Source organism: Terrabacter sp. Root85, from assembly GCF_001429185.1.
Taxonomy (GTDB): Bacteria; Actinomycetota; Actinomycetes; order Actinomycetales; family Dermatophilaceae; genus Terrabacter.
In genome coordinates this window covers 531,602-557,326 of the sequence record NZ_LMIW01000001.1, presented here as the reverse complement: position 1 = coordinate 557,326, position 25,725 = coordinate 531,602, and the positions used below count along the sequence as shown (strand labels likewise).

Genomic DNA, 25,725 nt, shown 5'->3' with positions numbered 1-25,725 from the left:
TCACGCGCTCGGCTTGAACCAGGTCTTGACGCCGGTCTCGAGGTCCTGGCTCACCGCGGTGGCGTCCTTGGAGCCGAGCAGCATCTCCTGCAGGCCCTTGCCGAGCAGGTCGGTGCCCGTGGGTGCGCCGTAGCGGAAGTCGGTGAGCAGCAGGTACGGCGAGCCGGACTTCGTGTAGTTCTCGCTCATCTGCTTGAGCAGCGGGTCGGTCGGCTCGACACCCGGCACGGCCGAGATCTGCTTGATGTCGTCGTTGACCATCTGGCCGAACTCCTTCGTGGTCATCCACTTCACGAGCTCCGTGGCCTCGGTCGGGTGCTTCGACTTGGCGGAGACGGCGAAGTTGCCATCGGCCCATCCTGCCGTCGTCGCCTCGGACCCGCTCGGCGAGCCTGGGGCCGGCGGCACCTGGAAGATGCCGATCTTCATGGCCGGGTTGGCCTTCTGGAAGACGGACAGGTCGAAGCTGCCACCGGGGATCATCGCGGCCTTCTCGGCCGAGAAGAGCGTCTGCGCGTCGGTCTGGGCCACGCCGGTGGCGTTCTTGGGCATGTACTTCTCGAGGTCGCCCACGACCTGCACCGACCCGACCCAGTCAGGGTCGGTGAAGGTCTTCTGGCCCGAGAGGACCTCGCCCTGGAAGGCCTTGCCGCCGAAGCGCGGGGCAGCGAGCACCTCGTGGACGATCGGGAGCGTCCAGTCGTCCTTGGCGCCGATGGCGATCGGCGTGACGCCGGCCGCCATGAGCTTGTCGTTGGCGGCAATGAACTCGGCCCACGTGGTGGGGGCCTTGATGCCGTTCTTCTCGAAGAGGCCCTGGTTGTAGAACATCTGGACGGTCTGGCGCGCGAGTGGCACCGAGTACGTCTTGCCGTCCTCCTTGCCCTTGGCGCTCGCGACGACGTTCTCGTCCCAGCCCGCGAGGTCGACCTTGCCGTCGAGCGGCAGCAGCGACTTGCTGGCCACGGTGCCCTGGAGCTGGCCGTAGGAGCGGACCTGCGGCACGTCCGGGCCGCTCGAGCCGGCGAGGCCGGTCGCGAGGATCTTGTTGTACTCCGTCGCCTTGAACGCCTTGAAGTCGATGGTGACGCCGGGGTGGGCCTTCTCGTACGCGTCGAAGATCTTGGTGTACGCCGCCTCGTCCTCCACGCGCCACGACCACACCGTCAGGGTGACCTTGCCGTCGTCACCGCCGCTCGAGGAGCCCGAGGAGGAGGGCGAGCAGGCGGTCACGACGAGCGCTCCGGAGAGCGCGGCGATCGTCAGGACCGTGCGGCGTGCGCGCCGCGACGAGCCGGGGAGGCGTGAGGCGAACGTCATGGTGGTGCTCCTGTCGGGTTCTGCTGGGTGCCTGGGGGTCGGCACGGGTGGGTGGGAGGGTGGTGGGTTCAGCGTTCGGGGGTCGGGGCGGCGGGGGCGGCCGGTGCGGCCACCTGGCCGCCGAGGGACGTCAGCGCGTGGGCCACGGAGCCGTCGTGGGCGGCGATCGCGTCGCGGGCCGTGGCGGCGTCGATGCCCGCGAGCATCGAGAGCAGTGCGGGCTTGAGCTCGCCGTCGGCGTCGTCGAGCGCCCGCCGGGCCTGCTCGGCGTCGGCGCCGGTGGCCTCCTGGAGGATCCGGACGACGCGGCCGCGGAGCTTGGCGTTCGTCGCGACGACGTCGACCATGAGGTTGCTCCACGTGCGGCCGAGGCGGATCATCACGGCGGTCGAGAACGAGTTGAGGACGAGCTTCTGGGCGGTGCCGGCCTTGAGGCGGGTCGAGCCGGTCAGCGCCTCGGGTCCAGTGCGCACGGCGAGCAGCAGGTCGGCGTGGACGGCGACCTCGGCGTCCGGGTTGGCGGTGACGAGGGCCGTGACGGCGCCGAGCTCGCGAGCCCGCGCGAGAGCGCCGGCCACGAACGGCGTACGCCCGGAGGCCGTGAGGCCGATGGCGATGTCGCCGGGACGCAGGGCCTCGGCCTCCTCGCGACCGAGGTCGACGTCGTCCTCGACGTTCTCGACGGCCTCGAGCAGGGCGCCGGGGCCACCCGCGTGGTGGGCCACGACGAGCCCGGCCGGGGCGTTGAAGGTGGGGCGCAGCTCGGCGGCGTCGAGCACGGCGAGGCGTCCGGACGTGCCGGCGCCGAAGTAGTGGACGGCCCCGCCGGCGCGGAGCGACTCGACCGCGCGGTCGACGAGGAGGGCCAGCTCGGGGAGGACCTCACCGACGGCACCGGCCACCGTCGCGTCCTCGGCGTTGAGTGCCCGGAGGATGTCGAGGGAGGTGTGCGTGTCGATGGACGTCGTCCCCGGATGGCGCTCCTCAGTGGGGGCGTCCACGGTCACCTCGCTGCTCACCCGTGCGAGGTTAGTTTCCTACGTCGCCAGCGTCAATGCCGTAAATGAGTAACATTCGCGTCACGGTCCCCAGTCCTCGAGTGAGCGCTTCGTCCCACTCGACTGAGCGCCGCGTCCCACGCGTCGCCGACTCCGGGACGTATGCCTGTGGCTCGGCGCTCACTCGACTGTGACTGGTCGCTCACTCGAGTTGGTCAAGGGCCTCGGTGTCAGTCGGTGACGTGGTGGCCGGCGACGGCCTCGCGGGTGTCGGCGACGGCCTTGCGGGCCTTGCGGAGGTTGCGCTGCGCGACGGCGATGTAGAGGCAGTCGACGACGGTCAGGGCGGCGATGCGGCTCGCCGTGGCGCCGGAGCGCAGGCTCGTCTCGCGTGCCGCCGTCGTCAGGAGGATGTCGACGCCGGAGGCCAGCCGGGACAGCGGGAAGTTCGTGATCGCGAGCGTCCGCGCACCCGTCGAGCGCGCCGCCGCCAGCGCCTCGATGGTCTCGGTCGTCGTGCCGGAGTGCGAGATGCCGACCGCGATGTCGCCCGGGCCGAGCAGCGTCGCGCTCGTCAGGGCGATGTGGGGGTCGTTCCACGCGAAGGCGACGATGCCGATGCGGTGCAGCTTCTGCTGGAGGTCGGTGCCGACGATCGAGCTCGCGCCGATGCCGTAGATGTCGACGCGACCGGCCCGGGCGATGGCTGCCGCCGCCGAGGCGAGGGCGTCGCGGTCGAGCTGCTGGGCGGTCTCCTCGACGGCGCTCGCGTCGCTGAAGGCCACCTTGGCGATGATGTCGTCGATGGTGTCGCTCGCGCTGATGTCGGTGCCGCCGCGGTTCATGGTGCGCGGGTGGGCCGACTCCTCGGCGAGCGCGAGCCGCAGCTGCGGGTAGCCGGGGAGCCCGAGCCGACGGCAGAAGCGCAGCACCGTCGTCTCGGACGTGCGTGCTGCCGTGGCCAGCTCGCTGATGGTCAGGCCGGCGGCGCGGCGCGCGTCGGCGAGGACGATGTCGGCGACACGGTCCTCGGCGGGCGACAGCGAGGGCTTGATCCCCCGCAGGCGGATGAGCAGCGACGCGCTCGCGGCACCTGCGGGGGACGAGGCCCCGTCCTCGGTCCTGGGCATGGGCCTACGCTACGGCGTCGCGGCCGGCGAGCCGCCAACCGTCCGCCGTGAAGGCGCCTGGTGTCTTCTCGCCGTCGAGCAGGACGCCGCCCGGTCCCCGGACGACGACGTCGTCGACGGCGACGCCCCGACCGAGGTAGCCCCCGTCGGTCGTGTGCCGCCAGCGCAGCAGCTGCGACCCGGCCGGCAGGTCGGCCCGCACCTGCACCCAGCGCCGCGTGCCAGCGCCGGAGATGACGCCGTCGGCCGTCTCGGTCTGCCCGCGGTCGACGACGTCGAACGGCAGGGCCGTCCACGTCGCGCCTCCGTCGGTGGAGCGCTCGAGGTGGAGCAGGTCGGTCTCCTCGGTGTCGAGGAAGAGGTCGAAGCCGAGGCGCGCACCTCCCGGACCGACGGGGAGGGCGGGTGTCGTCAGGGTGGTGGTCGTCGCGTTGTCGGACCCCGTGAACCAGGCCGTGTCGCCATGGCGCGGGCGGATGCCCATCGACGCGGCGAGCCCATGGGCCCACTCGCGACGGGCGAGGTTGATCGATCCCCAGTTGCGAGAGGGGTGCACGCGGTTGGTGAGCAGGATCGCGAACGACCGCGACGTGAAGTCGATGACGATCGACGTGCCCGTGTAGCCGGTGTGGCCCGCGGTGCGGGGGCCCGACAACGCGTCCATGTACCAACGCTGGTCGAGCTCGAAGCCGAGGCCGTGCGAGTCGCCGGGGAAGGCGCCGTTGAAGTTCGTGATGAGCGCCTCGACGCTCTTGCGGCTGAGGATGCGCTCGCCGCGGTAGGAGCCGCCGTTGAGCAGCGCCTGCGAGAGGATCGCGAGGTCGTCGACGGTGGAGAAGACCCCGGCGTGCCCGGCGACCCCGCCCAGCGACCAGGCGTTCTCGTCGTGGACCTCGCCGCGGACCATGCCGCGCGGCGGCGCCGTCTGGTACTCGGTCGCCGCCGTCCGGGCCTTGTCGGTCGGGTTGTAGCCGGTGTCCTTCATCGCGAGCGGCGCCGTGATCCGGTCGTGGACGACGGTGTCGAGCGGCTCGCCCCGCAGCTTCTCGACCATGACGCCGAGGGTGATGAGGTTGAGGTCGCTGTAGAGGTAGGTCGTGCCCGGCGCGTTGGTCAGCGGCTGGTCCATGACGGCCTTGATGCGCGAGGCCTTGTCGGGCCACTTGCTCCACAGCGGCAGCCACGAGGTGAAGCCGGACGTGTGCGTCAGCAGCTGGCGCACCGTCACGGCCCCCTTGCCGCCCGCGGCGAACTCCGGGAGGTATGCCGCCACCGGGCTCTCCAGGGAGACGCGCCCCTCCTCGATGAGCTGGACGACGGCGATCGAGGTGAAGAGCTTGGACACCGAGGCGAGGTCGAAGATCGTGTCGGTGCGCATCGGCTCCCACTGGTCGCGGGGCAGCTCGGTGCTCGCGTCGGCGTAGCGGAGCGCCCAGCCGCTCGCGTCGCGTTCGACGATGCGTCCCTCGTGGCCCATGATCCCGACGGCGCCGGCGAAGAGCGGGTGTCCGCTCGCGTCGACCTGCTCGTGGGCGTGGATCCGGTCGACGGCCTCGGCGATCGGGGCCGGGTCGAGCCCCAGTGACGCGGGGCTCGCGTCGGACAGCACGGTGTTGGGCGGCGCGAAACCGCGGTCGGGCTTGCTGAAGTCGTCGGCCGTCGCGGAGCCGACGGGTCCCGCGGTCACGAGACTGCCCGCGAGGGCGAGACTGCCGAGGGCAGCGGGGACGAGGGTGCGCAGGCGCATGTCACTCCTAGATCGTGCAACAGGTCGTGCAGCGGGTGGTGAGCCGGTGGACAGGTCAGTTCGAGGGGCCGCGGTAGAGGAGGTACTGCTGGCGCCGCGCGTCGAAGGCCGCGAGCTCGTCGCGCCACGCGCCGACGACCTCGGCGGCGGGGGCGCCGGCCGAGATCTGGGTGCGGAGCCGCTGGGAGCCGGTCAGCTTGTCGATCCAGTAGGGTCGCGCCGGGTCGTAGGAGTCGTAGCGCCAGGCGAAATCGCTGTAGAGCGCCTTGGCCGCGACGAGCATCTCGACGCTCGAGCGGATCGGGTCGAAGGCGGACGGGTCGGTGACGTGCAGCTGGACGCCGCCGCAGACGAGTCCGGTGTGCTTGCTGAACGTCGGGGAGAAGTAGGCCTCGCGGAAGCCCACGCCCGGAAGGTCCAGGGCGGCGAGGCGTTCGGCCCACCGGTAGTCGACGTAGGGCGCGCCGATGAGCTCGAACGGCCGGGTCGTGCCGCGGCCCTCGGAGAGGTTGGTCCCCTCGAACATCCCCGTGCCGGGGTAGACGAGCGCGGTGTCGGGAGTCGGCATGTTGGGACTCGGCATGACCCACGGGAGCCCGGTGACGGCATACGGCACGTCCCTGCGCCAGCCCTTGACCTCGATGACGGACAGCTCGCGCAGGCGGCCGCCCGCGTCAGCCGTGAGGAACTCGCCGTCGAAGTAGCGGGCCAGCTCGCCGACCGTCATGCCGTGCGCCTGGACGATCTCCTTGGCGCCGACGCCGGAGGTCCACGGCGTGGTCATCATCGGCCCGATCGCCGTGCCGCCGATGGGGTTCGGGCGGTCGAGCACGACGAAGCGGGCGCCGACGGCGACGGCCGCGCGCATCGCCGTGTACATCGTCCAGATGTAGGTGTAGAAGCGCGAGCCGACGTCCTGGATGTCGAAGACGACGGTCTCGACGCCGGCCGTGCGGAAGAGCGTCGTCATCTTGGCGGCGTTGGCGCCGTAGGCGTCGTAGACCATGAGCCCGGTGCGCGGGTCGGTGTGGTTGCCCTCGGAGTCGCCGGCCTGCGCGGTGCCGCGGAAGCCGTGCTCGGGCCCGAAGACGCCGACGACGTCGACGGCGCCGGACTCGTGCATCTCGTCGACGATGGTGCGCAGGTTGGTGAGGATGCCGGTCGGGTTGGTGATGATCCCGACCTTCTGGCCCGAGAGCGCCGACCAGCTCGAGGCGGCGGCGCTCTGCGCGCCCGTCGTGACGGGGTTGTTGGGGTAGCTGCTGGCGTATGCCGTCGGGCCGGCCTGCGCAGCAACGGAACCCGCTGCTGTGGCGGGGATGGCGACGGCGCCGAGGGCGCCGGCGGTGAGCAGCTGCCTGCGGTTGAGGTTGGTCATCTGGTCGCTCCCTGTCGTGGCGGGTGTCAGTAGGTGAGGCCGTGGCCGAACGGGTAGAGCACCGTGGCCGGGTCGCCCGCCACGGGGATGTCGACGGGCAGCGAGGCCGTCGGCGCGACGTCGCCAGTGATGACACGCGCCACCGCCTCGATCGCGACGGGGCTGTAGGAGTACGTCGCGAGGTAGGTCGGGGCGCTCGTGAAGTAGGCGATGTCGTAGGGGTCGCGCACGGCGACGACGACGACGGTCTTCCCGGTGGCGAGGAGCGCCTTGACGAGCTTCTGCTGCCCGCCACGGGTGTCCGTGACGCTCGTGTCCCAGGCCTTCATCGTCGTGACGACGACGACGTCCTTGTCGGCGGCCGCCGCGACGGCGGAGGCCACCACCGTGTCGGTGGGCGACGTGCCGGTCTGGACGGTCTGGACCGTCGCGCCCTTGGCCGTCATCGCTGCCGCGAGGGTCGCCGTCGTCGAGACGCCGTAGCCGGTGACGAGGACCTTCTTGCCGGCCGGGGCGATCGGGAGGGCCTTGGCGTCGTTCTTGACGAGCGTCGTCGTGCGGTCGGTGACCGAGCTCGCCGACGCGAGGTGCGCAGGCGTGCCGACGACCGACGAGAGCGCGGCGGGGTCGGCGTACGGTCGGGCCACGATGCCGCGGCGGTACTTGAGGCCCAGCACGCGGCGTACCTTCGCGTCGAGCTCGCTGCGCGGGATGCGGCCGCCGCGGACCGCGGCGATGACGGCGGCGTAGGCGTCGTCCATCGCGGGGGTCATGAGCAGCTGGTCGACGCCGGCGAGGAGGGCCCGGACGGCCACCTCGGCGTCGCCGTAGAGGTCGCGGACGCCCTGCATGGCGAGCGAGTCGGTGACGATCACGCCCTCGTAGCCGAGCTCCCCGCGCAGCACGCCCGTCATGATCGGCTTGCTCAGCGTGGCCGGGTTGCCCGAGTCGTCGAGCGCCGGGAACGACAGGTGCGCCGTCATGATCATGTCGATCTGCTCGTTGATGGCGGCCTTGAAGGGCGGCGCGTCGATCGACTCCCACTGCTCGCGCGTGTGGGTGATGATCGGGAACGCGACGTGGCTGTCGGTTGCGGTGTCACCGTGGCCGGGGAAGTGCTTGGCCGACGACGCCACGCCACCGTCGCGCTGGTAGCCGGCGACCTGCGCGGCCGCCAGCTCGGCGGCGAGGGCGGCCCGGGACGAGAAGGACCGCGTGCCGATGACGGGGTTGAGCGGGTTGACGTTGACGTCGCAGTCGGGGGCGAAGTTCGTGTTGACGCCCATGGCGAGCAGCTCGCGGCCGGTGATCGCGGCGGCCGTGCGGGCGTCGGCGGCGCTCCGGCCCGCTCCAAGGGCCATCGAGCCGGGGAACTGCGTGGCGGGCGGCCCGATGCGTGTCACCACGCCCTGCTCCTGGTCGGTCGCGATCTGGAGGGGGATCCGGACCTTGCTCGACTGCGTCAGGGCCGCCTTCTGCAGGCCGTTGGAGAGGCCGACGATCTGGTCGGGGTTCTGCACGCTGTCGGTCCAGGCGAAGTAGATGACACCACCGAGGTGGTACTTCTGCACGACCTCCGCCGGGCTCGCGACGCCGTAGAGCGGGACGTTGCGGCTGTCGGGGGTCGTGGCGTCCTTGCCGTAGACGTTCTGGATGAAGAGCTGACCGACCTTCTCCTCCAAGGACATCCGGGCGATCGTCGCGGTCACCCAGCCCGTCTCGCCGGCGGTCGCTGCAGGCGAGGAGCCCGCGGCGGCGCGGGCGCTTCCGGCTGCCGCACCGGCCGCTGCTGCGGCGAGGCCGCCCGCGATCACGGAGCGACGTGAGAGTTCGGACATGGACATGGTGCCTCCAGGAATGTGAAGAATTCACGCAATCTGCCGTCGCGCCGGAACTTACCTACGTACTGTGGCGTAGGCAACAGATAGCGGCGTGCCATCTCACGACGCGCCGGGCGGGGACCGGCCCACCGGCCCCATCCGCCGGCCTCGCTCACCAGCCGGCGAGGGACCTCACGGTCTGCACGGTGTCGACCTCGGAGACCGGCTTGTCGTCGCGGTAGCGCAGCACCCGGGCGAAGCGCAGGGCCATGCCGCCGGGGTAGCGCGACGACTTCTGCACGCCGTCGAAGGCGATCTCAACGACCTGCTCGGGGCGCAGTGGCACGACACCCCACTGCTGGTCCGAGCGCCCCGCCTCGACGTCCGTCGGGTCGAGCGCCAGGCCGCTGAACCGCTCGGTCTGCCAGGCGAGCATCTCGTCGGTCATCCCCTTGAAGGTCTTGCCGAGCATGACGAGCTCACCGGTGTCGGCGTCGCGGGCGCCGAGATGGATGTTGGACAGCCACCCCCGGCGCCGACCGCTACCCCACTCGACCGCGAGCACGACGAGGTCGAGGGTGTGCCGCGGCTTGACCTTGACCCATCCGGGACCGCGGCGGCCGGCGGCATACGGCAGCGCGGGGTCCTTGACGACGACGCCCTCGTGCCCGGCCGCGACGAGGTCGGCGAAGAACTGCTGGGCGCGCTGGGGGTCGGCGGTGCGCTCGCGCGGCACCCGCCACGCCGGCGGCACCGTCGCGGCGAGGCGCTCCCAGCGCACGTGCGCGGGCTCGTCGAGCAGGTCCTTGCCGTCGAGGTGGAGCACGTCGAAGAAGTAGGGCGTGAGCGGCACCTCCTCGCGCAGCCGGTCGACGTCGGCGCTGCTCGCCGTGCGGGCACCCGTCACCTGGAAGGGCTGGGGCCGGCCGCCGTCGGCCAGGGCGATGACCTCGCCGTCGAGGACGAGGGTCTCGACGTCGAGGGCTGCGAGCGCCTCGGTGATCTCGGGCATCCGGTCGGTGACCTCGTCGAGCGTGCGGGTGAAGAGGCGCACGGTGCCCGGGCTCGTGCGGTTGTCGACGTGGGCCTGGAGGCGTATGCCGTCGAGCTTGGTCTCGACGACGACCTCGCCTCCCAGCGTGGCGAGCGCTGCGGCGACGTCGGGGGCCGAGCCGGCGAGCATCGGGCGCAGCGGGCGGCCGACCTCGAGGGTGAGCGCCTCGAGGGCCTCGGTGCCCCCGGTGAGGGCGGCCCGGGCGACCGGCCCCGCGAAGCCGGCGAGCATGACGGCCCGGCGCACCGCGGCGTCGGGGACGTCGGCGGCCCTGGCGACGGCCTGGAGCATGACGCCGTCGCCGGCGCCCTGCCGGGTCTCTCCGGTGATGAGTCCGCGGAGCCAGGCCTGCTCGTCGGCGGTGGCGCGTCCGAAGAGCTCGCGCACGGCGGAGGAGCGGGCGGCGCCGGACCCGGACCCGCCGATGGCGGCGATCGCGGTGGCCGCGGCATCGACCTCCTCGACGGTCAGGGTCGAGGTGTCGGCCGGGTCGGGCAGGCCCTGCAGGCCGCGCCAGCTGACGCCGATGCGCCGCTGGGGGAGCGCGCCCGACAGGTGGGCGGTGACGACCTCGACGACGTCGGGACCGTCCTGCGCCGCACGCCGCAGGCAGGCCGCCAGCGCCTCGACCTTCGCGGTGCGCGACGACGTGGCGGTGACGGTGTGCGAGGTGGCGACGACGTCGGAGAGCTGCATGCCCCGATCCTGCCCGCTCCCACCCACATCCCCACCGTCGAGAGGCCACAGTTTGTGGGTGGCCAGGTGTCGAGGGGCCAAGGTCTGCGGGTGCCCGGACTAGATTCGCAGGATGAGTGTCATCGTCGACCGGACTCGCGGTCTCGTGCGCAGGGTCGCGCTGGGCACGGCAACCGCGGCCGGCGCGCTGCTCGTGACCGCGCGGACCACGCCCTGGCCGTCGGCGCTGCTCATCCGGGCCGTCTTCGACCGTGGGGCCGCGCACGCGAGCGCCGCCCTGGAGAAGCACGTCCCGGGCGACCTCGTCGAGGTCGTCGACGAGGCGTATGACATCGCCTCCCCCGACGGGCGGCTCGACGTCTTCCGGCCACCTCGGACCGAGCCGCTGCCCACGGTGGTCTGGGTGCACGGCGGTGCGTTCGTGTCCGGGTCGAAGGGCGACGTCGCCAACTACCTCCGGGTGCTCGCCGGCCGCGGGTTCACGACGGTCGGGGTCGACTACTCGATCGCCCCCGGCTCGCGCTATCCCACGCCCGTCAAGCAGGTCGCCGCCGCGCTCGACCACCTCGTCGACCACGCCGACCGGCTCGGCGTCGACCCGGCGCGCATCGTCCTCGCCGGCGACTCGGCCGGCGCCCAGATCGCTGCGCAGGTCGCGCTGCTCGCCAGCGACGCTGCCTACGCGAAGGACGTCGGCATCGAGGTGGACGTGCCGCCGGCGTCCCTCAAGGGTCTCGTGCTCTTCTGCGGCGCCTACGACTTCAGCCTCGCGCAGGGTTCGACCCGGCTGGGCAGCTGGCTCATCGACACGGCCATCTGGTCCTACCTCGGCTCGACCCGGCGCCACGACGAACGGACGACCCGTCAGGGCTCGGTTCCGGTGCACGTCACGTCGTCGTTCCCCCCGGCCTTCGTCTCGGCCGGGAACGGTGACCCTCTCCTCCCGCACACGGTCGCGCTCGTCGAGGCACTCGACCGGCACGGCGTCGACCACGACGCCCTGCTCTTCGACGACGGCCACGAGCCGCGGCTCGGGCACGAGTTCCAGTTCGACCTCGACACCGCGGACGGGCGCGAGGCACTGGACCGGGCGGTCGCCTTCATCGAGCGCGTCGCCGGCTGAGGACCGCTGGAACTCTGGCCCCCTCGACGTTCGAGGGGTGGGGCGGGGCGGCACTTGACGTGGAGGGGCTCTTGTCGTCAGGGTAAGCAAGCGCTTAGTCCATCGCGAGGAGCACCATGCCCGACACCGCCGTCGTCACCGGAGCAGCCCGGGGGATCGGCCGCGCCATCGCCACCCGCCTGGCCCGCGAGGGCTGGCAGGTCGTCGTCGCCGACCTCGACGCCGCTGAGCTCCAGGCGGTCGCGGACCAGTTGGGCGCCCTCGCGGTCCCGGGCGACACGTCGGCCGACGCCGGCGTGCAGCACCTCGTCGACACGGCATACGACCGCCTCGGGCACGTCGACGTCTTCTTCGCCAACGCGGGGATCGGCACCCTCAAGGGTCTCGACGCCTCGGACGACGAGTGGACCCGCACCCTCGAGACGAACGTCCTCGCCCACGTGCGTGCCGCCCGGCACCTCGTGCCGCGCTGGCTCGACGCCGGCGGCGGGCGCCTCGTCGTCACCGCCTCGGCCGCCGGGCTGCTGACGATGCTCGGCGACGCGCCCTACTCCGTGAGCAAGCACGGCGCCGTCGCCTTCGCCGAGTGGCTGAGCGCGACCTACCGCCACCGCGGGATCGTCGTCCAGGCGATCTGCCCCCAGGGCGTGCAGACCCGGATGCTCGACGGCTCCGGCCCGCTCAAGGACCTGCTCACCCTCGACGCGACGCTGACCGCCGACGAGGTTGCCGACGCCGCGTTCCGGGCGCTCGCGGGCGACGAGTTCTACGTCCTCCCGCACCCCGAGGTGAGCGGCTACTACGCGCAGCGCGCCGCCCACCCCGACGCCTGGCTCGCCGGCATGAACCGGCTCCAGCAGAAGCTCGACCACCAGACCGCCGACCAGCAGGAGAACGCATGACCGACCAGCCGAACACCTCCCAGCGCACCGCCATCGTCACCGGGGCCGCGCGCGGCATCGGCGCCGCCGTGGCCAAGCGCCTCGCCTCCGACGGGTATGCCGTCGCCGTCCTCGACCTCGACGAGTCCGCTTGCGCTGCAGTGGTGTCCGAGATCGAGTCCGCGGGTGGCACGGGTCTCGCCGTGGGTGTCGACGTGTCCGACGAGGCGGCCGTGCAGGCGGCCGTCGACCGCGTCGCGTCCGAGCTCGGTGCCCCGACGGTGCTCGTCAACAACGCCGGCATCATCCGCGACAACATGCTCTTCAAGATGAGCGCCGACGACTGGGACGCCGTCATGAACGTCCACCTCCGCGGCTCCTTCCTCATGACGCGGGCGACGCAGAAGCACATGATCGACGCGAAGTTCGGCCGCATCGTCAACCTCAGCTCGACCTCCGCGCTCGGCAACCGCGGGCAGGCCAACTACTCCGCCGCCAAGGCGGGCCTCCAGGGCTTCACGAAGACCCTCGCCATCGAGCTCGGCAAGTTCGGCGTCACGGCCAACGCCATCGCCCCCGGCTTCATCGCCACCGACATGACGCGCCAGACGGCCGAGCGGATGGGCATCACCTTCGAGCAGTTCCTCGAGGGCGCCGCCAAGGAGATCCCGGTGGCCCGCGTCGGCCAGCCCGAGGACATCGCCGCCACGACCTCCTTCCTCGTGCGCGACGAGGCCGGCTTCGTCTCCGGCCAGGTCATCTACGTCGCCGGCGGACCGAAGGACTGACGTGACCGACGCCCGCGACGCCGCCCCCGACGGGGACCCGCCCGGCCTGCCGCTCGACCGGCTCCGGCGATTCCTCGACGACACGGCGCCCGACCTGCTGTCGGGCCCGCTCAGCGGGAGGGTCGTCGCGGGCGGCAAGTCCAACCTCACCTACGAGGTCGGTGACGGCACCCGTACGGTCATCGTGCGCCGCCCGCCGCTCGGCCACGTGCTCGCCACGGCGCACGACATGGTGCGCGAGCACCGCGTCATCACCGCCCTGCGCGACACCGCCGTCCCCGTCCCCACGACGTATGCCGTGTGCGACGACCCCGACGTCGTCGGGGCGCCCTTCTACGTCATGGAGCGGGTCGAGGGCACGCCCTACCGCTTCGAGGCACAGCTCCAGCCCCTCGGCGCCACACGGGTGCGGGCGGTCAGCGAGCGGATGGTCGACACCCTCGTCGCCCTGCACGCCGTCGACCCCGGGTCGGTCGGTCTCGGCGACTTCGGTCGCCCCGACGGCTTCCTCGAGCGGCAGGTGCGGCGCTGGAAGCAGCAGCTCGACGCCTCCCGCAGCCGGGACCTCCCGGGCATCGACGAGCTGCACGAGAGGCTCGCGGGATCCGTTCCGGCACAGGGTGACCCGACGATCGTCCACGGCGACTTCCGCCTCGACAACCTCCTCGTCACGAGCGACGACGAGGTCTCGGCGGTGCTCGACTGGGAGATGGCGACGCTGGGTGACCCCCTCACCGACGTCGCCCTGCTCGAGGCCTACCAGACCCTCCCGCTCATGATGGACAGCGTCGCCGTCTCCGACGTCTCGCGGACGCCGGGCTTCATCAGCGGTCCCGAGCTGCGCCAGCGGTATGCCGCCGCGAGCGGTCGCGACCTCGGGCACCTCTCGTTCCACCTAGGGCTCGCCTACTTCAAGCTCGCGGTGATCCTCGAGGGCATCCACTACCGCTACACCCAGGGCCAGACGGTCGGGAGCGGCTTCGCCCGCATCGGTGAGGCCACCGTCCCCCTCGTCACCGCCGGCCTCGCCGCCGTCAAGGAGAGCTGACCATGGACTTCGGATTCGACTCCCGCACCGAGGAGCTGCGCCAGGAGCTGCTCGGCTTCATGGACGAGCGCATCGTGCCGTCGCTGCCCGTCTTCGACGAGCAGGTATCGGCAATGCCCGACCGCTGGGCGTGGAGTACCGCGCCCGTGCTCCAGGACCTCCGGCAGGAGGCCCGCGACCTCGGGCTGTGGAACGTCTTCCTCCCCGGCGAGCACGGCGCCGGCCTGACGAACCTCCAGTACGCCCCGCTCGCCGAGATCACCGGCCGCTCCATCCGCCTCGCGCCCGCGGTCCTCAACTGCGCCGCCCCCGACACCGGCAACATGGAGGTGCTCGCCCAGTTCGGCAACGCCGAGCAGCAGGAGCGGTGGCTGAAACCCTTGCTGCGCGGCGAGATCTGCTCGGCGTTCGCGATGACCGAGCCCGACGTCGCGAGCAGCGACGCGACCAACATCGCCACGAGCATCCGGCGCGACGGCGACGACTACGTCATCAACGGCCGCAAGTGGTGGATCACCGGCGCGATGAACCCCGAGTGCGAGGTCCTCATCGTCATGGGCAAGACCGATCCCGACGCCGACCGGCACCGCCAGCAGTCGATGGTCCTCGTCCCGCGCGACACCCCCGGCGTGGAGGTCGTCCGCGGCATGGAGGTCTTCGGCTACGACGACCACGACCACGGCGGCCATGCCGAGCTGCGCTTCACGGACGTCCGCGTGCCCGCGAGCAACCTCATCGGCGAGGAGGGCACCGGTTTCGCCATCGCCCAGGCCCGCCTCGGCCCCGGCCGGATCCACCACTGCATGCGCTCGATCGGCCTCGCCGAGGTCGCCATCGAGGCCATGTGCCGCCGCGCCTCCGAGCGCGTCGCCTTCGGGCGGCCCATCGCCGAGCAGGGTGTCGTCCGCGACTGGATCGCCGAGTCCCGCGTGCGCATCGAGCAGCTGCGCCTGCTCGTGCTCAAGACCGCCTGGCTCATGGACACCGTCGGCAACAAGGGCGCCCACACCGAGATCCAGGCGATCAAGATCGCGACGCCCAAGACCGTCGAGTGGATCCTCGACAAGGCCATCCAGACCCACGGCGCCGCCGGGCTGAGCCAGGACACCGAGCTCGCGGCCGCCTTCGCCGGCATCCGCACGCTGCGCTTCGCCGACGGCCCCGACGAGGTGCACAAGAACGCCCTCGCCAAGGCCGAGCTGCGGAGGTATGCCGCCCGCTGACCCCCGCCGGACGGCATACGCCCGCCGGGCGCCCCACGGCACGACCCACCCGACCGCACGACGAAGGGACCGACGATGGACTTCGACCTCAGCGCCGAGGAGCGCGAGATCCGCGACTGGGTGCGCACCTTCGTGCGCAAGGAGATCGTACCGCTGGAGCCGCAGGTGCTCGAGCGGGAGCGGCGGGGCGAGCGCGGGCTCACGGCCGAGGAGCTGAAAGCCCTTCAGGACAAGGCCCGCTCGTCCGGCTTCTTCGGCATCCAGACACCCGAGAGTCACGGCGGGATGGGCCAGGGTGCCGTCGTCGCCGCGCTCATCGAGATCGAGCTCGGCCGGTCGTTCGTGCCGTTCCGCTTCGCCGGCGAGGCCGACAACATCCTCTTCTCGGCCACCGAGGAGCAGCAGGACACCTATCTCCGCCCGACGATCGAGGGCACCCGGAGGTCGTGCTTCGCGATCACCGAGCCCGGGGCCGGTTCCGATGCCCGCGCCATCCGCACGAGTGCCCGACGCGAGGGCGACGAGTGGGTCATCAACGGCGAGAAGACCTTCATCACCGGCGGCAACGAGGCCGACTTCGTCATGGTCTTCGCCGTGACGGACAAGGAGAAGGGCGCCGACGGCGGCGTCACGTGCTTCCTCGTCGACCGCGACCGCGGGTGGACGAGCACCCCCATCGACACGATGGGCGAGTGGGGCCCGGCCGCGCTCGTCTTCGACGACGTCCGCGTGCCGCACTCCGCGATCCTCGGCGAGGAGGGCAAGGGCTTCGACCTCGCGATGCGCTGGATCGGCAAGGGGCGCTACATGCTGCCCGCGCGCGCGCTCGGCTCGTGCGAGCGGCTCGTCGAGATGGGGATGGAGTGGGCCCGCAACCGGGTCACCTTCGGCCAGCCCATCGCCGAGCGGCAGGCCATCCAGTGGATGGTCGCCGACTCCGCCGTCGAGATCGAGGCGCTGCGCTGGCTCGTGCTCGCCGCCGCCTGGCAGGTCGACCGCGGCCTCGACTCGCGCCAGTCCCAGTCGATGGCCAAGCTCTACGGCGGCGTCAAGGCCAACGAGATCGTCGACCGCGTGCTCCAGATGCACGGCGGCATGGGCTACACCCGCGAGCTGCCCGTCGAGCGGTGGTACCGCGAGCTGCGCCTGCTGCGCATCTACGAGGGCACCGACGAGATCCAGCGCCGCACCATCGCGCGCAACCTGCTCAAGGGGCACGTGTCGGTGCGTGGGCACCTGGGCTGACGCGCGGCCGCACCCGACCCGGCGGCATACGCCCTCGACCAAAGGAGCCCCGTCGGGGCCGGTGGGGAGGATGCTGTGGGGATGGCAGGCCCACCCGCAAGCGCGAAGCAGTTCAACAAGGTCGCCGTCCGGCTCGCCGGGCACCGCGTCTTCCCGCTCTGGGCGGTGCTGCGCCACCAAGGCCGCTCGAGCGGCAAGGACTACGCGACCCCCATCGCCGTCATCCCCACGCCGTCGACCTTCATCATCGCCCTCCCGTGGGGACGAGGCACCGACTGGGTCCGCAACGTCCGCGCCGCCGGCGGCTGCACGATCCGCTGGAAGGGCCGCGAGTTCACCTGCACCGAGCCGACGTTCGTCGACAAGGCCGTCGCCCTCGCCGCGGCGAAGGGCATGACCCGGCGGGCGATCGACCGCCGCGACATGCCCGGCGGCTTCCTCCAGCTGACCCGGACCCCGGCCCCCGAGCACTCGGCGATGCAGTCCGGCTGGTGACGACCGGCCACTCCGGCCGACGACACGGGGTGCGAAAAGTCCCTTTTGCCGGATTGTCGCCGTCTCTGCGACATCATGAGTCAATGAGGTCAGCGGAAAAGGCTGCACGTGACGCCGCGCGTCGACCGACGAGCTCCGGGACGCTGGCCCCGAACAGGGCACCCTCGTGACCCGCCCGACCCTCGGCCGCGCGCGCTGGTGGGTGGCGGCGGCCCTGGCGCTCGTCGGCGTCTTCGTCCTCGGGGCGACCGCGGTGCGCTTCGCCCCGCCCGGGTCGACCGTGGCCGTCTGGTGGCCGGCCGCCGGTCTCGCGGTGTCGTTCCTGGTCGCGACGGCACGGGGCGCACGGGCCTGGCTCTTCGTCGTGGGCGTCCTCGTCTCCAGTGCGGCCGCCAACGCCTACGGAGGGCGCTCGCCCCTCGTGGCCCTGTGCTTCGGCGTGGCCAATGCCGCCGAGGTGGCGGTCGTCTACGGGCTGCTGACCCGCGGCGGCCGGCGACCCGCGCTCGCGTCGATGGAGGATCTCTGGAACCTCCTCGCGGCGACGCTCGCCGGAGCCCTCGTCTTCGGCCTGTTCGCCGGGCTCACCGTGAGCATCGGTGTCGGCGGCCCGTTCCTCGCGACCGCGTCCGCCGTCACCGCCTCGCACGCCGCCGCCGTGCTCGTCTTCGCTCCCCTCGGCATCGCCGTGGGCACGCGCCGCACCCGCCGCCCGGGCTTCGAGGACCTCGTCCAGTGGGTCGTCGTCGTCGGGCTCACGGCCTGGGTCTTCAATCCCGACCAGGCGCTGCCGCTCGCGTTCCTGCCCATCCCCGTCCTCGTCTGGGGCGCCCTGCGCCTCGGGCTGCGCACGGTCGCGATCCAGCTGCTCGTCGTCGGTGTCCTGGCCGTCACGCTGACGAGCATCGGCGGCGGACCCTTCGCTGCGGCGGCGCGGGTCGGCGGACTCCGGCCCGAGACGGTCGGCGCGCTCACCCAGGCGTTCCTCGTGACGGCCGCCGTCACCGCCCTCTCGCTCGCCGTCGCCTCGACGCAGCGCCGCGCTGCCCTCGCCGACCTGCGCAGCGAGGTCGAGCTCAGCAGCGTCGTGCTCGACACCGCCGCCAGCGCGATCATCGTCGTCGACCGCGCCGGGGCCATCGCCCGCCTCAACGCGACGGCGGCGCGGCTGCTCGGTGCACCCGAGGCCGAGCTCGTCGGACGTCCGGCCGCGGAGGTCTTCCCCGTCGACGACCACGAGCGCGTCTCCGCGCAGATGGCCGGCATCGGCGAGGGTGCCGTGCCGCTCCACGAGGAGCAGGACTGGCGCGTCACGGGACTCGGGGTGCGTCACATCGTGTGGACCAACGCGTACCTCACCGACGACACCGGGCACCGCACCCACCTCGTCAAGACCGGCGTCGACGTCACCGACGAGCGTGCGGCCCGGACCTTCGTCGAGGCCGTGCTCGAGGCCGCCACCGCCACCGCGATCATCGGCACCGACCTCGACGGCGTCATCACCCTCTTCAACCGCGGTGCCGAGACCGTGCTCGGCTGGCGCGCGTCGGAGGTCGTGAGCCGCAAGGACTGGTCGCTGCTGCACGACCCCGCCGAGATCGACCGCCGGGCCGAGGAGCTCGGCGTCGAGCCCGGATTCGACGTGCTCGTGCACCGCGTCCGGGGTGGCGCCGCGACCGAGACCCGTGACTGGACCTATGTCCGCAAGGACGGCACCCGTCGCACGGTGTCCCTGACGATGAGCGGCATCCGCGACGAGGGCGGACAGCTCACGGGCTACCTCGGCGTCGCCGAGGACGTCACGAGACGCCGGCAGGTCGAGGTCACCCTGCAGGTCGCGCTCGACCGGGAGCGTGAGGCGGTCGAGGAGCTGACCCAGCTCGACCGGACGAAGTCCGACTTCGTGTCGGCGGTCAGCCACGAGCTGCGCACTCCGCTCGCCAGCGTGCTCGGCTACACCGAGATGCTCGAGGACGGCGCCGCCGGCGCTCTCACCGACCGCCAGCTCGAGCTCGTGGCCCGCGTCGACCGCAACGGCCGTCGCCTGCTCTCGCTCATCGAGGACCTCCTGCTCAACTCCCGCATCGAGGCCGGACGTCTCGAGCTCGCCCCGCGCCGGTGCGACCTGTCCGACGTCGTCGCCAGCGCGTGGACGTCGGTCGAGACGGTGACGGCGCAGCGCGACCTCGTGCGCGAGGTCGAGGTGTCGCCGCGACCGCTGTGGATCGAGGGCGACCCGGCCGCGCTCGAGCGGATGGTCACCAACCTGCTCTCCAACGCCGTGAAGTTCACCCCGGACGGCGGCCGGGTCGCGCTCGCCGCGCACCCCGACGACCGCCGTCCGGACACGGTCCGCCTCGTCGTCTCCGACTCCGGGATGGGCATCCCGGAGTCCGACCACGAGCGCGTCTTCGCGCGGTTCTTCCGCTCGAGTGCGGCCAACGAGCGGGCCATCCAGGGCTCCGGTCTCGGGCTGTCGATCGTGCGCGCCATCGCCGAGGGGCACGGCGGGTCGGTGTCGGTCGCCTCGACCCCCGACGAGGGATCGACGTTCACGGTGTGTCTTCCCGTTGCGGGTTCTGCCGGTCCGCCCACGCAAGCGGCCTCTCGGACATATCGTGACCATCGGGATGATTCCTAGTGGCGGCGGCCACGATCCAGGGGTATGACGCAGACAGGGGACAGGGTGCGCGACGGCGTGGTGTGGGAGGTGCTGGCGCTCAGTCGGCTCACTGAGCTGATGAACCGGGTCAGCGCACAGGACGACCTGTCGATCCTCTTCGACATGGTCGTCGACGGCGCCGCCGACGTGGTCGGCTTCAAGGTGGCGGCGATCAGTCTCGTCGTGCCCTCGGGCGACATCGAGGTCGTGGCCGTGGCCGGCGACGACGACGCGCGCGTCGAGCTGCTCGGCAGGCGGACGCCGCGTCCGGTCCTCGAGGCCGAGTTCGCCGTGGCCGAGAGGTGGGGGAGCCTGCGCTTCGTCCCCGCCGGCGAGCTGCCCGACGGGTCGGCCGAGGGCTGGGTGTCGGCCGACTGGACCGCGCCGACCCCTGCCGGTGACCCCGATGCGTGGAACCCCGAGGACACCCTCATCGCACCGTTCTTCGACGCCGTCGGGGAGCTGCTCGGCATCCTCTCGGTCGACCTGCCGCTCAGCGGGCGTCGCCCCGACGTGACGCAACGGGCCGTGCTCGAGCTCTTCGCCAACCAGACCGGCATCGCCATCTCGGCCGCCCGCCAGCGCCACGCCCTGTCCGAGCGGGTCCGTCTCGGTGAGGCCGTGCAGACGGTGGCGCGCATCGCGCAGGAGGACCTCGACCCCGCCCGGGTCGTCGACGTCGCGGCGATGCCGATCTCGGCCGGCCTCGCGTCGGCGGGCCTGTGGCTGCGGGCCTTCGCGGGCGAGGACGACGACGAGCGTGAGAGCGTCTCGGCGCGCAGCGGCGAGCGCGTGCACACGCCCGTCTCGCTCGTCGCGATCGCCCGTCGGATGGCCGCCCGCTGCTGGCGTGCCGGTGTCGTCGCGGTCGTCGGCGCCGACGGCCACGTCGAGCCGGCGCGCCTCTGGAGCAACGACGACATCGCGCAGGTGCGCGTCTTCCTGTCCGACGCCGCCGCGCGCTCGCTGCTCATCGCGCCGATGGGTTCGGGGTCGAGCTGCTTCGGCTACATCGCCTGCACGCGCGGGCCCGGTGACCCCGACTGGACCGACGCCGAGGCGCAGGCCGCGCTCGAGATGGGCCGTGACCTCGGGCGGGCCATCCGGAACGCCCGGCTGTATGCCGTCGAGCGGCGGGTCGCGGCCGAGCTGCGTGAGGCCGACCGCAGCAAGACGCAGCTCTTCTCGACCGTGTCGCACGAGCTGAAGAACCCCCTCGCCTCGATCGTCGGGCACGTCGAGCTGCTCCGGCAGGAGCCGGACGGCAACGGCGACTGGTCGCTCGGGGTCATCGAGCGCAACACCGAGCGGCTGCAGAGCCTCGTCGACGACCTGCTGACGCTGTCGCGGGTCAGCGACCCCGACCGGCCCATGCCCGAGGCCGACGTCGACCTCGGCGAGGTGTCACGTGACGTCGTCGACATGTTCCGTCCGCGCGCGGACACCCAGCAGGTCAGTCTGACCTTCGACCTCGAGGAGCGGCTGCCGCTCGTCCGGGGCAGTGCTGGCGACCTCGAGCGGGTCGTGCAGAACCTCGTGAGCAACGCGGTGAAGTTCACCCCGGCCGGCGGGAAGGTGGCGGTCTCCGTCGCGAGCCGACGCGACCGGGTCGTGCTCGAGTGCATCGACGACGGACTCGGCATCTCACCCGAGGACCAGGAGAGCCTCTTCACTGAGTTCTTCCGCGGCACGAACCCGGAGACCCTCCAGGTGCCGGGCACGGGTCTCGGCCTCAGCATCGCGCAGCGCGTGGTGACGAGGCACGGCGGGCGCATCGACGTCGAGTCCGAGCTCGGCCGGGGGACGAGCATCACGCTCCTGCTGCCGGCTCTCTGACCTCGGGCGCGGGGGCCCGACCGGCGAGCAGGGCGACGACGAGCGCGAGCGCGGCCACGGCGGCGAGCACGATCGTCCAGCCCGTTCCGAGGTCGCCGGCGAAGACGACGACGAGCACGCAGACGACGGCGACCCCGACGGCGACCGGGATCGCGAGCGGCGTGCCGGCGGCGCGGTCCATCCCGCCGCGGGCACCGTTCCACCCGGTGACGGCCAGGGACCGCACCCGGCGGGCCCCGCGCGACGGGCCGACGACGAGGGCGACGAGCACCACGGCGAGAGCGACCACGACGACGACGCGCACGAGCTGGCGCAGGCCCTCGGTGACCGTGTCGATGACGGAGACCGCGGCGGCGGAGGCGCCAGGCGGCAGGCTGCTCGCCACGTGCGACCGGGCGAACGACAGCCCCAGCACGAGCACGACGCAGGCCACAGCGGCACCGAGCCCCACGCGTACCAGTGCTCGCCGGCGGTCGCGCGCCATGGCGACCCCTCCGGCGATGAACGCGAGAGCCAGCAGCGGCAGGGCCACGCCGCCGATGCGCAGGGCGTTGTAGGCGGTGCGTGCGGTGTCGAGGTCGCTGCTGGGGAGCAGGGGCACCGACACGGTGATCGGCGGCAGCTTGTCGACGAGCGGGACCCCTGCGGCGACGAGGCGCTGCTCGACGGGCTCGACGAGGTTGCCGATGTCGATGCTCACGGTCGACCCGTTGTCGACGATGGCGCCGTCGGGCGACCGTGACAGCACGGCGACGAGCTGGGCGTGCGCGACCCGGTTCGCCGCGACCCAGGCAGTGGCGAACTGGTCGCTCTCGACGACCGCGGTGACGACCCGGCGCACGACCTGCTCGACCTGGGCCGCGAGCGGTGCCGCGAGCAGTCCGAGCGCTCGGGTGGCTGCGGCGGGGAGCCCGCGGTTCTCCAGCGCGGCGAGCGCACGGTCGACGAGGTGCTGGTCGCTGATCGCAGCCACGACGCGTGCGGTGGCGCGGTCCTCGACGAAGGACGTGACGGCCGGGTCGGTGGCGAGCGGGGTGATCGTCGCGACATACGTGTCCGTGTCGGTCACCGTCGTGCGCAGCCACGTCGCGGTCGCCCCGACCGGCACGAGCACGACGCCGATGACGAGGAGCACGGCTGCCAGCACCGAGCGCAGTCGTGCGGGCATCTCGACCTCCGGGTGTCACGGGGACAGGCCTCCGACCTGTCCTCCGAGCCTCCCGTGGCGTCGGGGCCCCCGCATCCCCCGATGCGGGTGAGGCTCAGGCGGCGTGCCGTTTGGCGGGTTGCGCCAGCTGGGGCGCCATCGACCGCCCGCGCAGCAGCAGGAGGCCGCCGACGACGATGCAGACCACCTCGGCGATCGCGGCCGTCCAGACCGAGCCGCCCGCCCACACGGTGTGCACGCCGAGCAGTCCGACGGTGGACGCGATGATGAACGCCCCGAGCGTGGCGGCTCCGAAACCGGCGGTCAGGAACGCCGGGACCCAGTGCTCCCAGCGGAGCAGCAGGATCGCGATGACGACGCCGGCCACGACGTTGATGAGGAACATCGGCCCCACGCTCTGGTTGCGCACCCCGTCGAACCACAGGTAGAGGTGCACGCCGGCGGAGACGAGCAACGCCACCGCTCCCACGCCTCGGAGTCTCATGATGCGCTCCTGTCGTCCGGGTCGCGCCGCGGCGTCCCGTTGGCGTCGCGGTGTTGGACTCCCTTCCCCTGAAGACGCTCCGTCGTGGGCGCCGGTTCAGCCGCCGGCGGTCGGCCCGTAGGCGGCGAGGAAGCGGTCGCGGAAGCGGTCCATCGGCCAGACCGGGGCGGCGGGTCCGGGTCGCAGCCCGTCCTGCCAGCCCCACGAGGAGATGCGCGCGAGCACGGCCGGGTCGCGGGCGACGATGCTGACGGGCACGTCGTGCCCGGCGTGGTCGCCCGAGACGATGCTGACCGGCTGGTGGTCGCCGAGCACGAGGACGACGAGGTCGTCGTCGTGGGTCGCGCGCAGGAACGACACGACGCTGTCGAGGGAGTACGCGACCGTCTGGCCGTATGCCGCCCGCACCCTCTCGGGACTGCTCCACACCACGTCGCGTGGCGTCGCGAGCCCCGCCTGGGCGAGGTAGGGGGAGCCGTCGCCGATCGCCGCCCAGTCGAGCAGCCGCGGCAGCGGCGCCCAGGGGACGTGGCTCGTCACGAGGTCGATCTCGGCCATGACCGGCGGCCGTCGACCGGGTGGGCGGCGCTGCAGCTCGAGCCGGTCGAAGGCTGACAGCGTGTACTGGTCGGGCATCGGTGCGTAGCCGAAACCGGGCCCGGCATAGCCCAGGGTGCGTGCGTCGTAGACGGTGTCGTAGCCGTAGAAGGCCTTGCCCTCGGGCCAGTCGTGACGGTTGGCCGGGATGACGTCGACGGTGCGCCACCCGGCGCGGGCGAAGGCACCGGCGAGGGTGAGGCGGCGGTCGGCCGACGTCGCGGTGTCGAGGAGCTGGTCGTAGCGCCGCTGACTGCTCACCCAGAGTCCGGACTGGAGGGTGGAGTGGGCGAGCCAGCTGATCCCGCCGAAGGTGGGGGACGTGAGCCACGCGCTGCGCGTCGTGTAGCCGGAGGCCTTCAGCCCGTTCGTCCCGGCCGTGAGCGCCCTTGCCACGTCGGGGCTCTCGTCGACGGCGACCTTGCCGTAGCTCTCGACGAAGACGACGACGACGTCCTTGCCGCGCAACGCGGTCAGCAGACCGCCCGGCGCGGTGTCGCGGTACGGGTCGACGGTGATCTGCGCGGCGAAGACGTCCTGGTCGTGGAGGCCGTCGCGCACCGACGTGAACTCGCGGCCGGCGAGGGCCGCCGTGCTCGACGACGCGGCGGGCAGGTCTGCCGTGACGCCGAGCCCGAGCGAGGCGCAGACGCCCCAGGCGACCGCCCCGGCCACGAGGGCGCGCGTCGCGCCGGTCTGGTGGCGATCGACGACCCGCCCGACCCGTCGCACGGCCAGGGGCGTCAGCACGACGATGCCGAGCAGGAGCAGCCCCGCCGCGACGACGGCCACCACCGCCGTCACCGGACCCGTCGAGTCGCCGAGGAGGTCGGTGGCCGACCCGGCGTAGCGCCAGTCGGTGAGCGGGTTGAACGTCCGGTAGAGCGTCGCGAGGAAGGCCGCGTCGAGGACCCGGACGACGAGGAGGACCCCGAGGCCCAGCCCGACCGCGATCGTGAAGGACCGCGCGGCCACGCCGCGCAGGAGCAGGAGCCCGGCCACGAGGACCAGGCCCTCGACGGGGATCCGGAGCAGCGCCAGCGGTGTCGGCGACCAGCCGACCGCCGGGTTCGGCGCGACGAGCGCGACCCAGACGAGCAGGACGGCGAGGGTGGTGAGGACGTGGCCGGCGACGCGGCGGCCGGTCCGGGCCCGGGGTGGCGACGTCACGGCAGCACGCGCGCGTCGACGGCCATCTGCCCGACGACCGGCCGCGGAGCGAGGACCTCGACCTCGTGGCGTCGGGACACCGACATCCGCCGCAGCGTGAGGACCTCGGTGCCGAACGAGAGGACGAGCAGCCCGAGCCCGGCTGCCACGGCGACCGCTGCGGCCACAGCGGGCAGGATGCCGGCGGCGGCCACCGTGAGGACGATGCCCTGGTAGGCCGCGATCACCTTGCGCCACAGACGTGCCGGGACCTGTCCGCGCAGCCACGGCGCCCATCGGGCCGCGAGCGCGACGAGCAGCAGGAGGTAGCGGGCGACCCCGACGCCGAGCACCCACCACCCGAGGTCACGGGTGACGGCCACGCTGAGGACGAGGATGAGGAAGGCGTCGGTCTCCATGTCGAAGCGCGCGCCGAGCGGGTGGACGGTCCCGGTGCGGCGCGCGACCCGGCCGTCCACCGCATCGAGGACGAGTGCCACCGAGGCGAGGGCCACGAGGACGCCGGTCGGCTCGTCGGTGCCCCCGGTCCCCGCCACGGTCCCCGCCACGCTGTCGGCGACGAGGGCCGCGACGCCGCACACGAGCACCGCCCTCGACAGGGTGACACGGTCGGCGGGCAGGAGGCGCCGGCGCGAGGCCCGGACGAGCCCGGCCGTGAGCAGGGCGCAGAGCACCACCCCCGAGGCCAGGCCGACGATCCAGCCGGCTGCGCCGAGGTCGGTCGCCCGGCCCAGGACGGCGAGCAGGGTCAGCACGCCGACGAGCCCGACGACCGGGCCGTGAGGGGTCACGTGACGCACTGCGCCTCCACCGGGCTTGAGAGGTTTCATCCAAGGACGCCGTCGTCACCGCCGGAGTTCAC

20 protein-coding genes are annotated in these 25,725 nt (G+C 72.5%); 9 read left to right on the top strand and 11 right to left on the bottom strand.

Annotated elements, in window-relative coordinates:
• The 7 genes from ASE25_RS02645 to ASE25_RS02615 form a co-directional block, all read right to left on the bottom strand.
• Entirely contained in the window at positions 1-1,320 is a 1,320-nt protein-coding gene (locus ASE25_RS02645; RefSeq protein ID WP_056771917.1) for an ABC transporter substrate-binding protein, read from the bottom strand.
• Positions 1,321-1,388: 68 nt separating this feature from the next.
• The gene (locus tag ASE25_RS02640; RefSeq protein ID WP_056822516.1) at positions 1,389-2,339 is read right to left on the bottom strand and encodes an N-acetylmuramic acid 6-phosphate etherase; all 951 of its coding nucleotides are present in this window, start codon (positions 2,337-2,339) and stop codon (positions 1,389-1,391) included.
• Between the two features lie 209 nt (positions 2,340-2,548).
• The gene (locus tag ASE25_RS02635) at positions 2,549-3,448 is read right to left on the bottom strand and encodes a MurR/RpiR family transcriptional regulator (RefSeq protein ID WP_020142469.1); all 900 of its coding nucleotides are present in this window, start codon (positions 3,446-3,448) and stop codon (positions 2,549-2,551) included.
• 4 nt (positions 3,449-3,452) lie between these two features.
• Positions 3,453-5,195 carry a serine hydrolase gene (locus tag ASE25_RS02630; RefSeq protein ID WP_056822513.1) on the bottom strand — a complete coding sequence of 581 codons (1,743 nt, stop codon included), beginning with the start codon at positions 5,193-5,195 and terminating at the stop codon, positions 3,453-3,455.
• A gap of 55 nt (positions 5,196-5,250) precedes the next feature.
• Complete coding sequence (locus ASE25_RS02625; RefSeq protein ID WP_056822510.1) at positions 5,251-6,573, bottom strand: exo-beta-N-acetylmuramidase NamZ domain-containing protein; 1,323 nt, start codon at positions 6,571-6,573, stop codon at positions 5,251-5,253.
• Positions 6,574-6,599: 26 nt separating this feature from the next.
• Entirely contained in the window at positions 6,600-8,411 is a 1,812-nt protein-coding gene (locus ASE25_RS02620) for a glycoside hydrolase family 3 protein (protein WP_235508508.1), read from the bottom strand.
• Between the two features lie 154 nt (positions 8,412-8,565).
• The gene (locus tag ASE25_RS02615; protein ID WP_056822508.1) at positions 8,566-10,143 is read right to left on the bottom strand and encodes an ATP-dependent DNA ligase; all 1,578 of its coding nucleotides are present in this window, start codon (positions 10,141-10,143) and stop codon (positions 8,566-8,568) included.
• Between the two features lie 112 nt (positions 10,144-10,255).
• Here ASE25_RS02615 and ASE25_RS02610 point away from each other — a divergent pair, with 112 nt between their 5' ends.
• The 9 genes from ASE25_RS02610 (at position 10,256) to ASE25_RS02570 (ending at position 21,444) form a co-directional block, all read left to right on the top strand.
• Positions 10,256-11,266, top strand: a complete 1,011-nt coding sequence (locus tag ASE25_RS02610) for an alpha/beta hydrolase (RefSeq protein ID WP_056822506.1) — start codon at positions 10,256-10,258, stop codon at positions 11,264-11,266.
• A gap of 116 nt (positions 11,267-11,382) precedes the next feature.
• Complete coding sequence (locus ASE25_RS02605; protein ID WP_056822504.1) at positions 11,383-12,168, top strand: SDR family oxidoreductase; 786 nt, start codon at positions 11,383-11,385, stop codon at positions 12,166-12,168.
• A complete protein-coding gene (gene fabG, locus ASE25_RS02600) occupies positions 12,165-12,935 on the top strand; it encodes a 3-oxoacyl-ACP reductase FabG (protein WP_056771899.1) in 771 nt (256 codons plus the stop codon). The genes ASE25_RS02605 and fabG overlap by 4 nt, the downstream gene beginning before the upstream one ends.
• A 1-nt stretch (position 12,936) precedes the next feature.
• The gene (locus ASE25_RS02595; RefSeq protein WP_056822501.1) at positions 12,937-13,983 is read left to right on the top strand and encodes a phosphotransferase family protein; all 1,047 of its coding nucleotides are present in this window, start codon (positions 12,937-12,939) and stop codon (positions 13,981-13,983) included.
• A 2-nt stretch (positions 13,984-13,985) separates the two neighbouring features.
• The gene (locus ASE25_RS02590) at positions 13,986-15,206 is read left to right on the top strand and encodes an acyl-CoA dehydrogenase family protein (RefSeq protein ID WP_056822500.1); all 1,221 of its coding nucleotides are present in this window, start codon (positions 13,986-13,988) and stop codon (positions 15,204-15,206) included.
• 75 nt (positions 15,207-15,281) lie between these two features.
• Positions 15,282-16,451, top strand: coding sequence for an acyl-CoA dehydrogenase family protein (locus tag ASE25_RS02585; RefSeq protein WP_056771890.1), 1,170 nt, complete (start codon positions 15,282-15,284; stop codon positions 16,449-16,451).
• Positions 16,452-16,532: 81 nt separating this feature from the next.
• Entirely contained in the window at positions 16,533-16,946 is a 414-nt protein-coding gene (locus ASE25_RS02580) for a nitroreductase family deazaflavin-dependent oxidoreductase (RefSeq protein WP_056822498.1), read from the top strand.
• A 166-nt stretch (positions 16,947-17,112) separates the two neighbouring features.
• The gene (locus tag ASE25_RS02575) at positions 17,113-19,587 is read left to right on the top strand and encodes an ATP-binding protein (RefSeq protein WP_056822495.1); all 2,475 of its coding nucleotides are present in this window, start codon (positions 17,113-17,115) and stop codon (positions 19,585-19,587) included.
• Between the two features lie 24 nt (positions 19,588-19,611).
• A complete protein-coding gene (locus tag ASE25_RS02570) occupies positions 19,612-21,444 on the top strand; it encodes a HAMP domain-containing sensor histidine kinase (RefSeq protein WP_082622650.1) in 1,833 nt (610 codons plus the stop codon).
• Here ASE25_RS02570 and ASE25_RS02565 read toward each other — a convergent pair.
• From ASE25_RS02565 to ASE25_RS23115, 4 genes are all read right to left on the bottom strand, one after another.
• The gene (locus ASE25_RS02565; RefSeq protein ID WP_056822490.1) at positions 21,419-22,612 is read right to left on the bottom strand and encodes a hypothetical protein; all 1,194 of its coding nucleotides are present in this window, start codon (positions 22,610-22,612) and stop codon (positions 21,419-21,421) included. The two genes, ASE25_RS02570 and ASE25_RS02565, sit on opposite strands and share 26 nt — an antisense overlap.
• A 94-nt stretch (positions 22,613-22,706) precedes the next feature.
• Entirely contained in the window at positions 22,707-23,096 is a 390-nt protein-coding gene (locus tag ASE25_RS02560; protein ID WP_056771876.1) for a hypothetical protein, read from the bottom strand.
• A 96-nt stretch (positions 23,097-23,192) separates the two neighbouring features.
• Positions 23,193-24,863: a hypothetical protein gene (locus tag ASE25_RS02555; RefSeq protein ID WP_056822488.1), complete on the bottom strand. Its 1,671-nt coding sequence runs from the start codon at positions 24,861-24,863 to the stop codon at positions 23,193-23,195.
• Positions 24,860-25,654, bottom strand: a complete 795-nt coding sequence (locus ASE25_RS23115; protein ID WP_235508507.1) for a CDP-alcohol phosphatidyltransferase family protein — start codon at positions 25,652-25,654, stop codon at positions 24,860-24,862. Before ASE25_RS23115 ends, ASE25_RS02555 begins: the two co-directional genes overlap by 4 nt.
• Positions 25,655-25,725 lie beyond the last annotated feature (71 nt).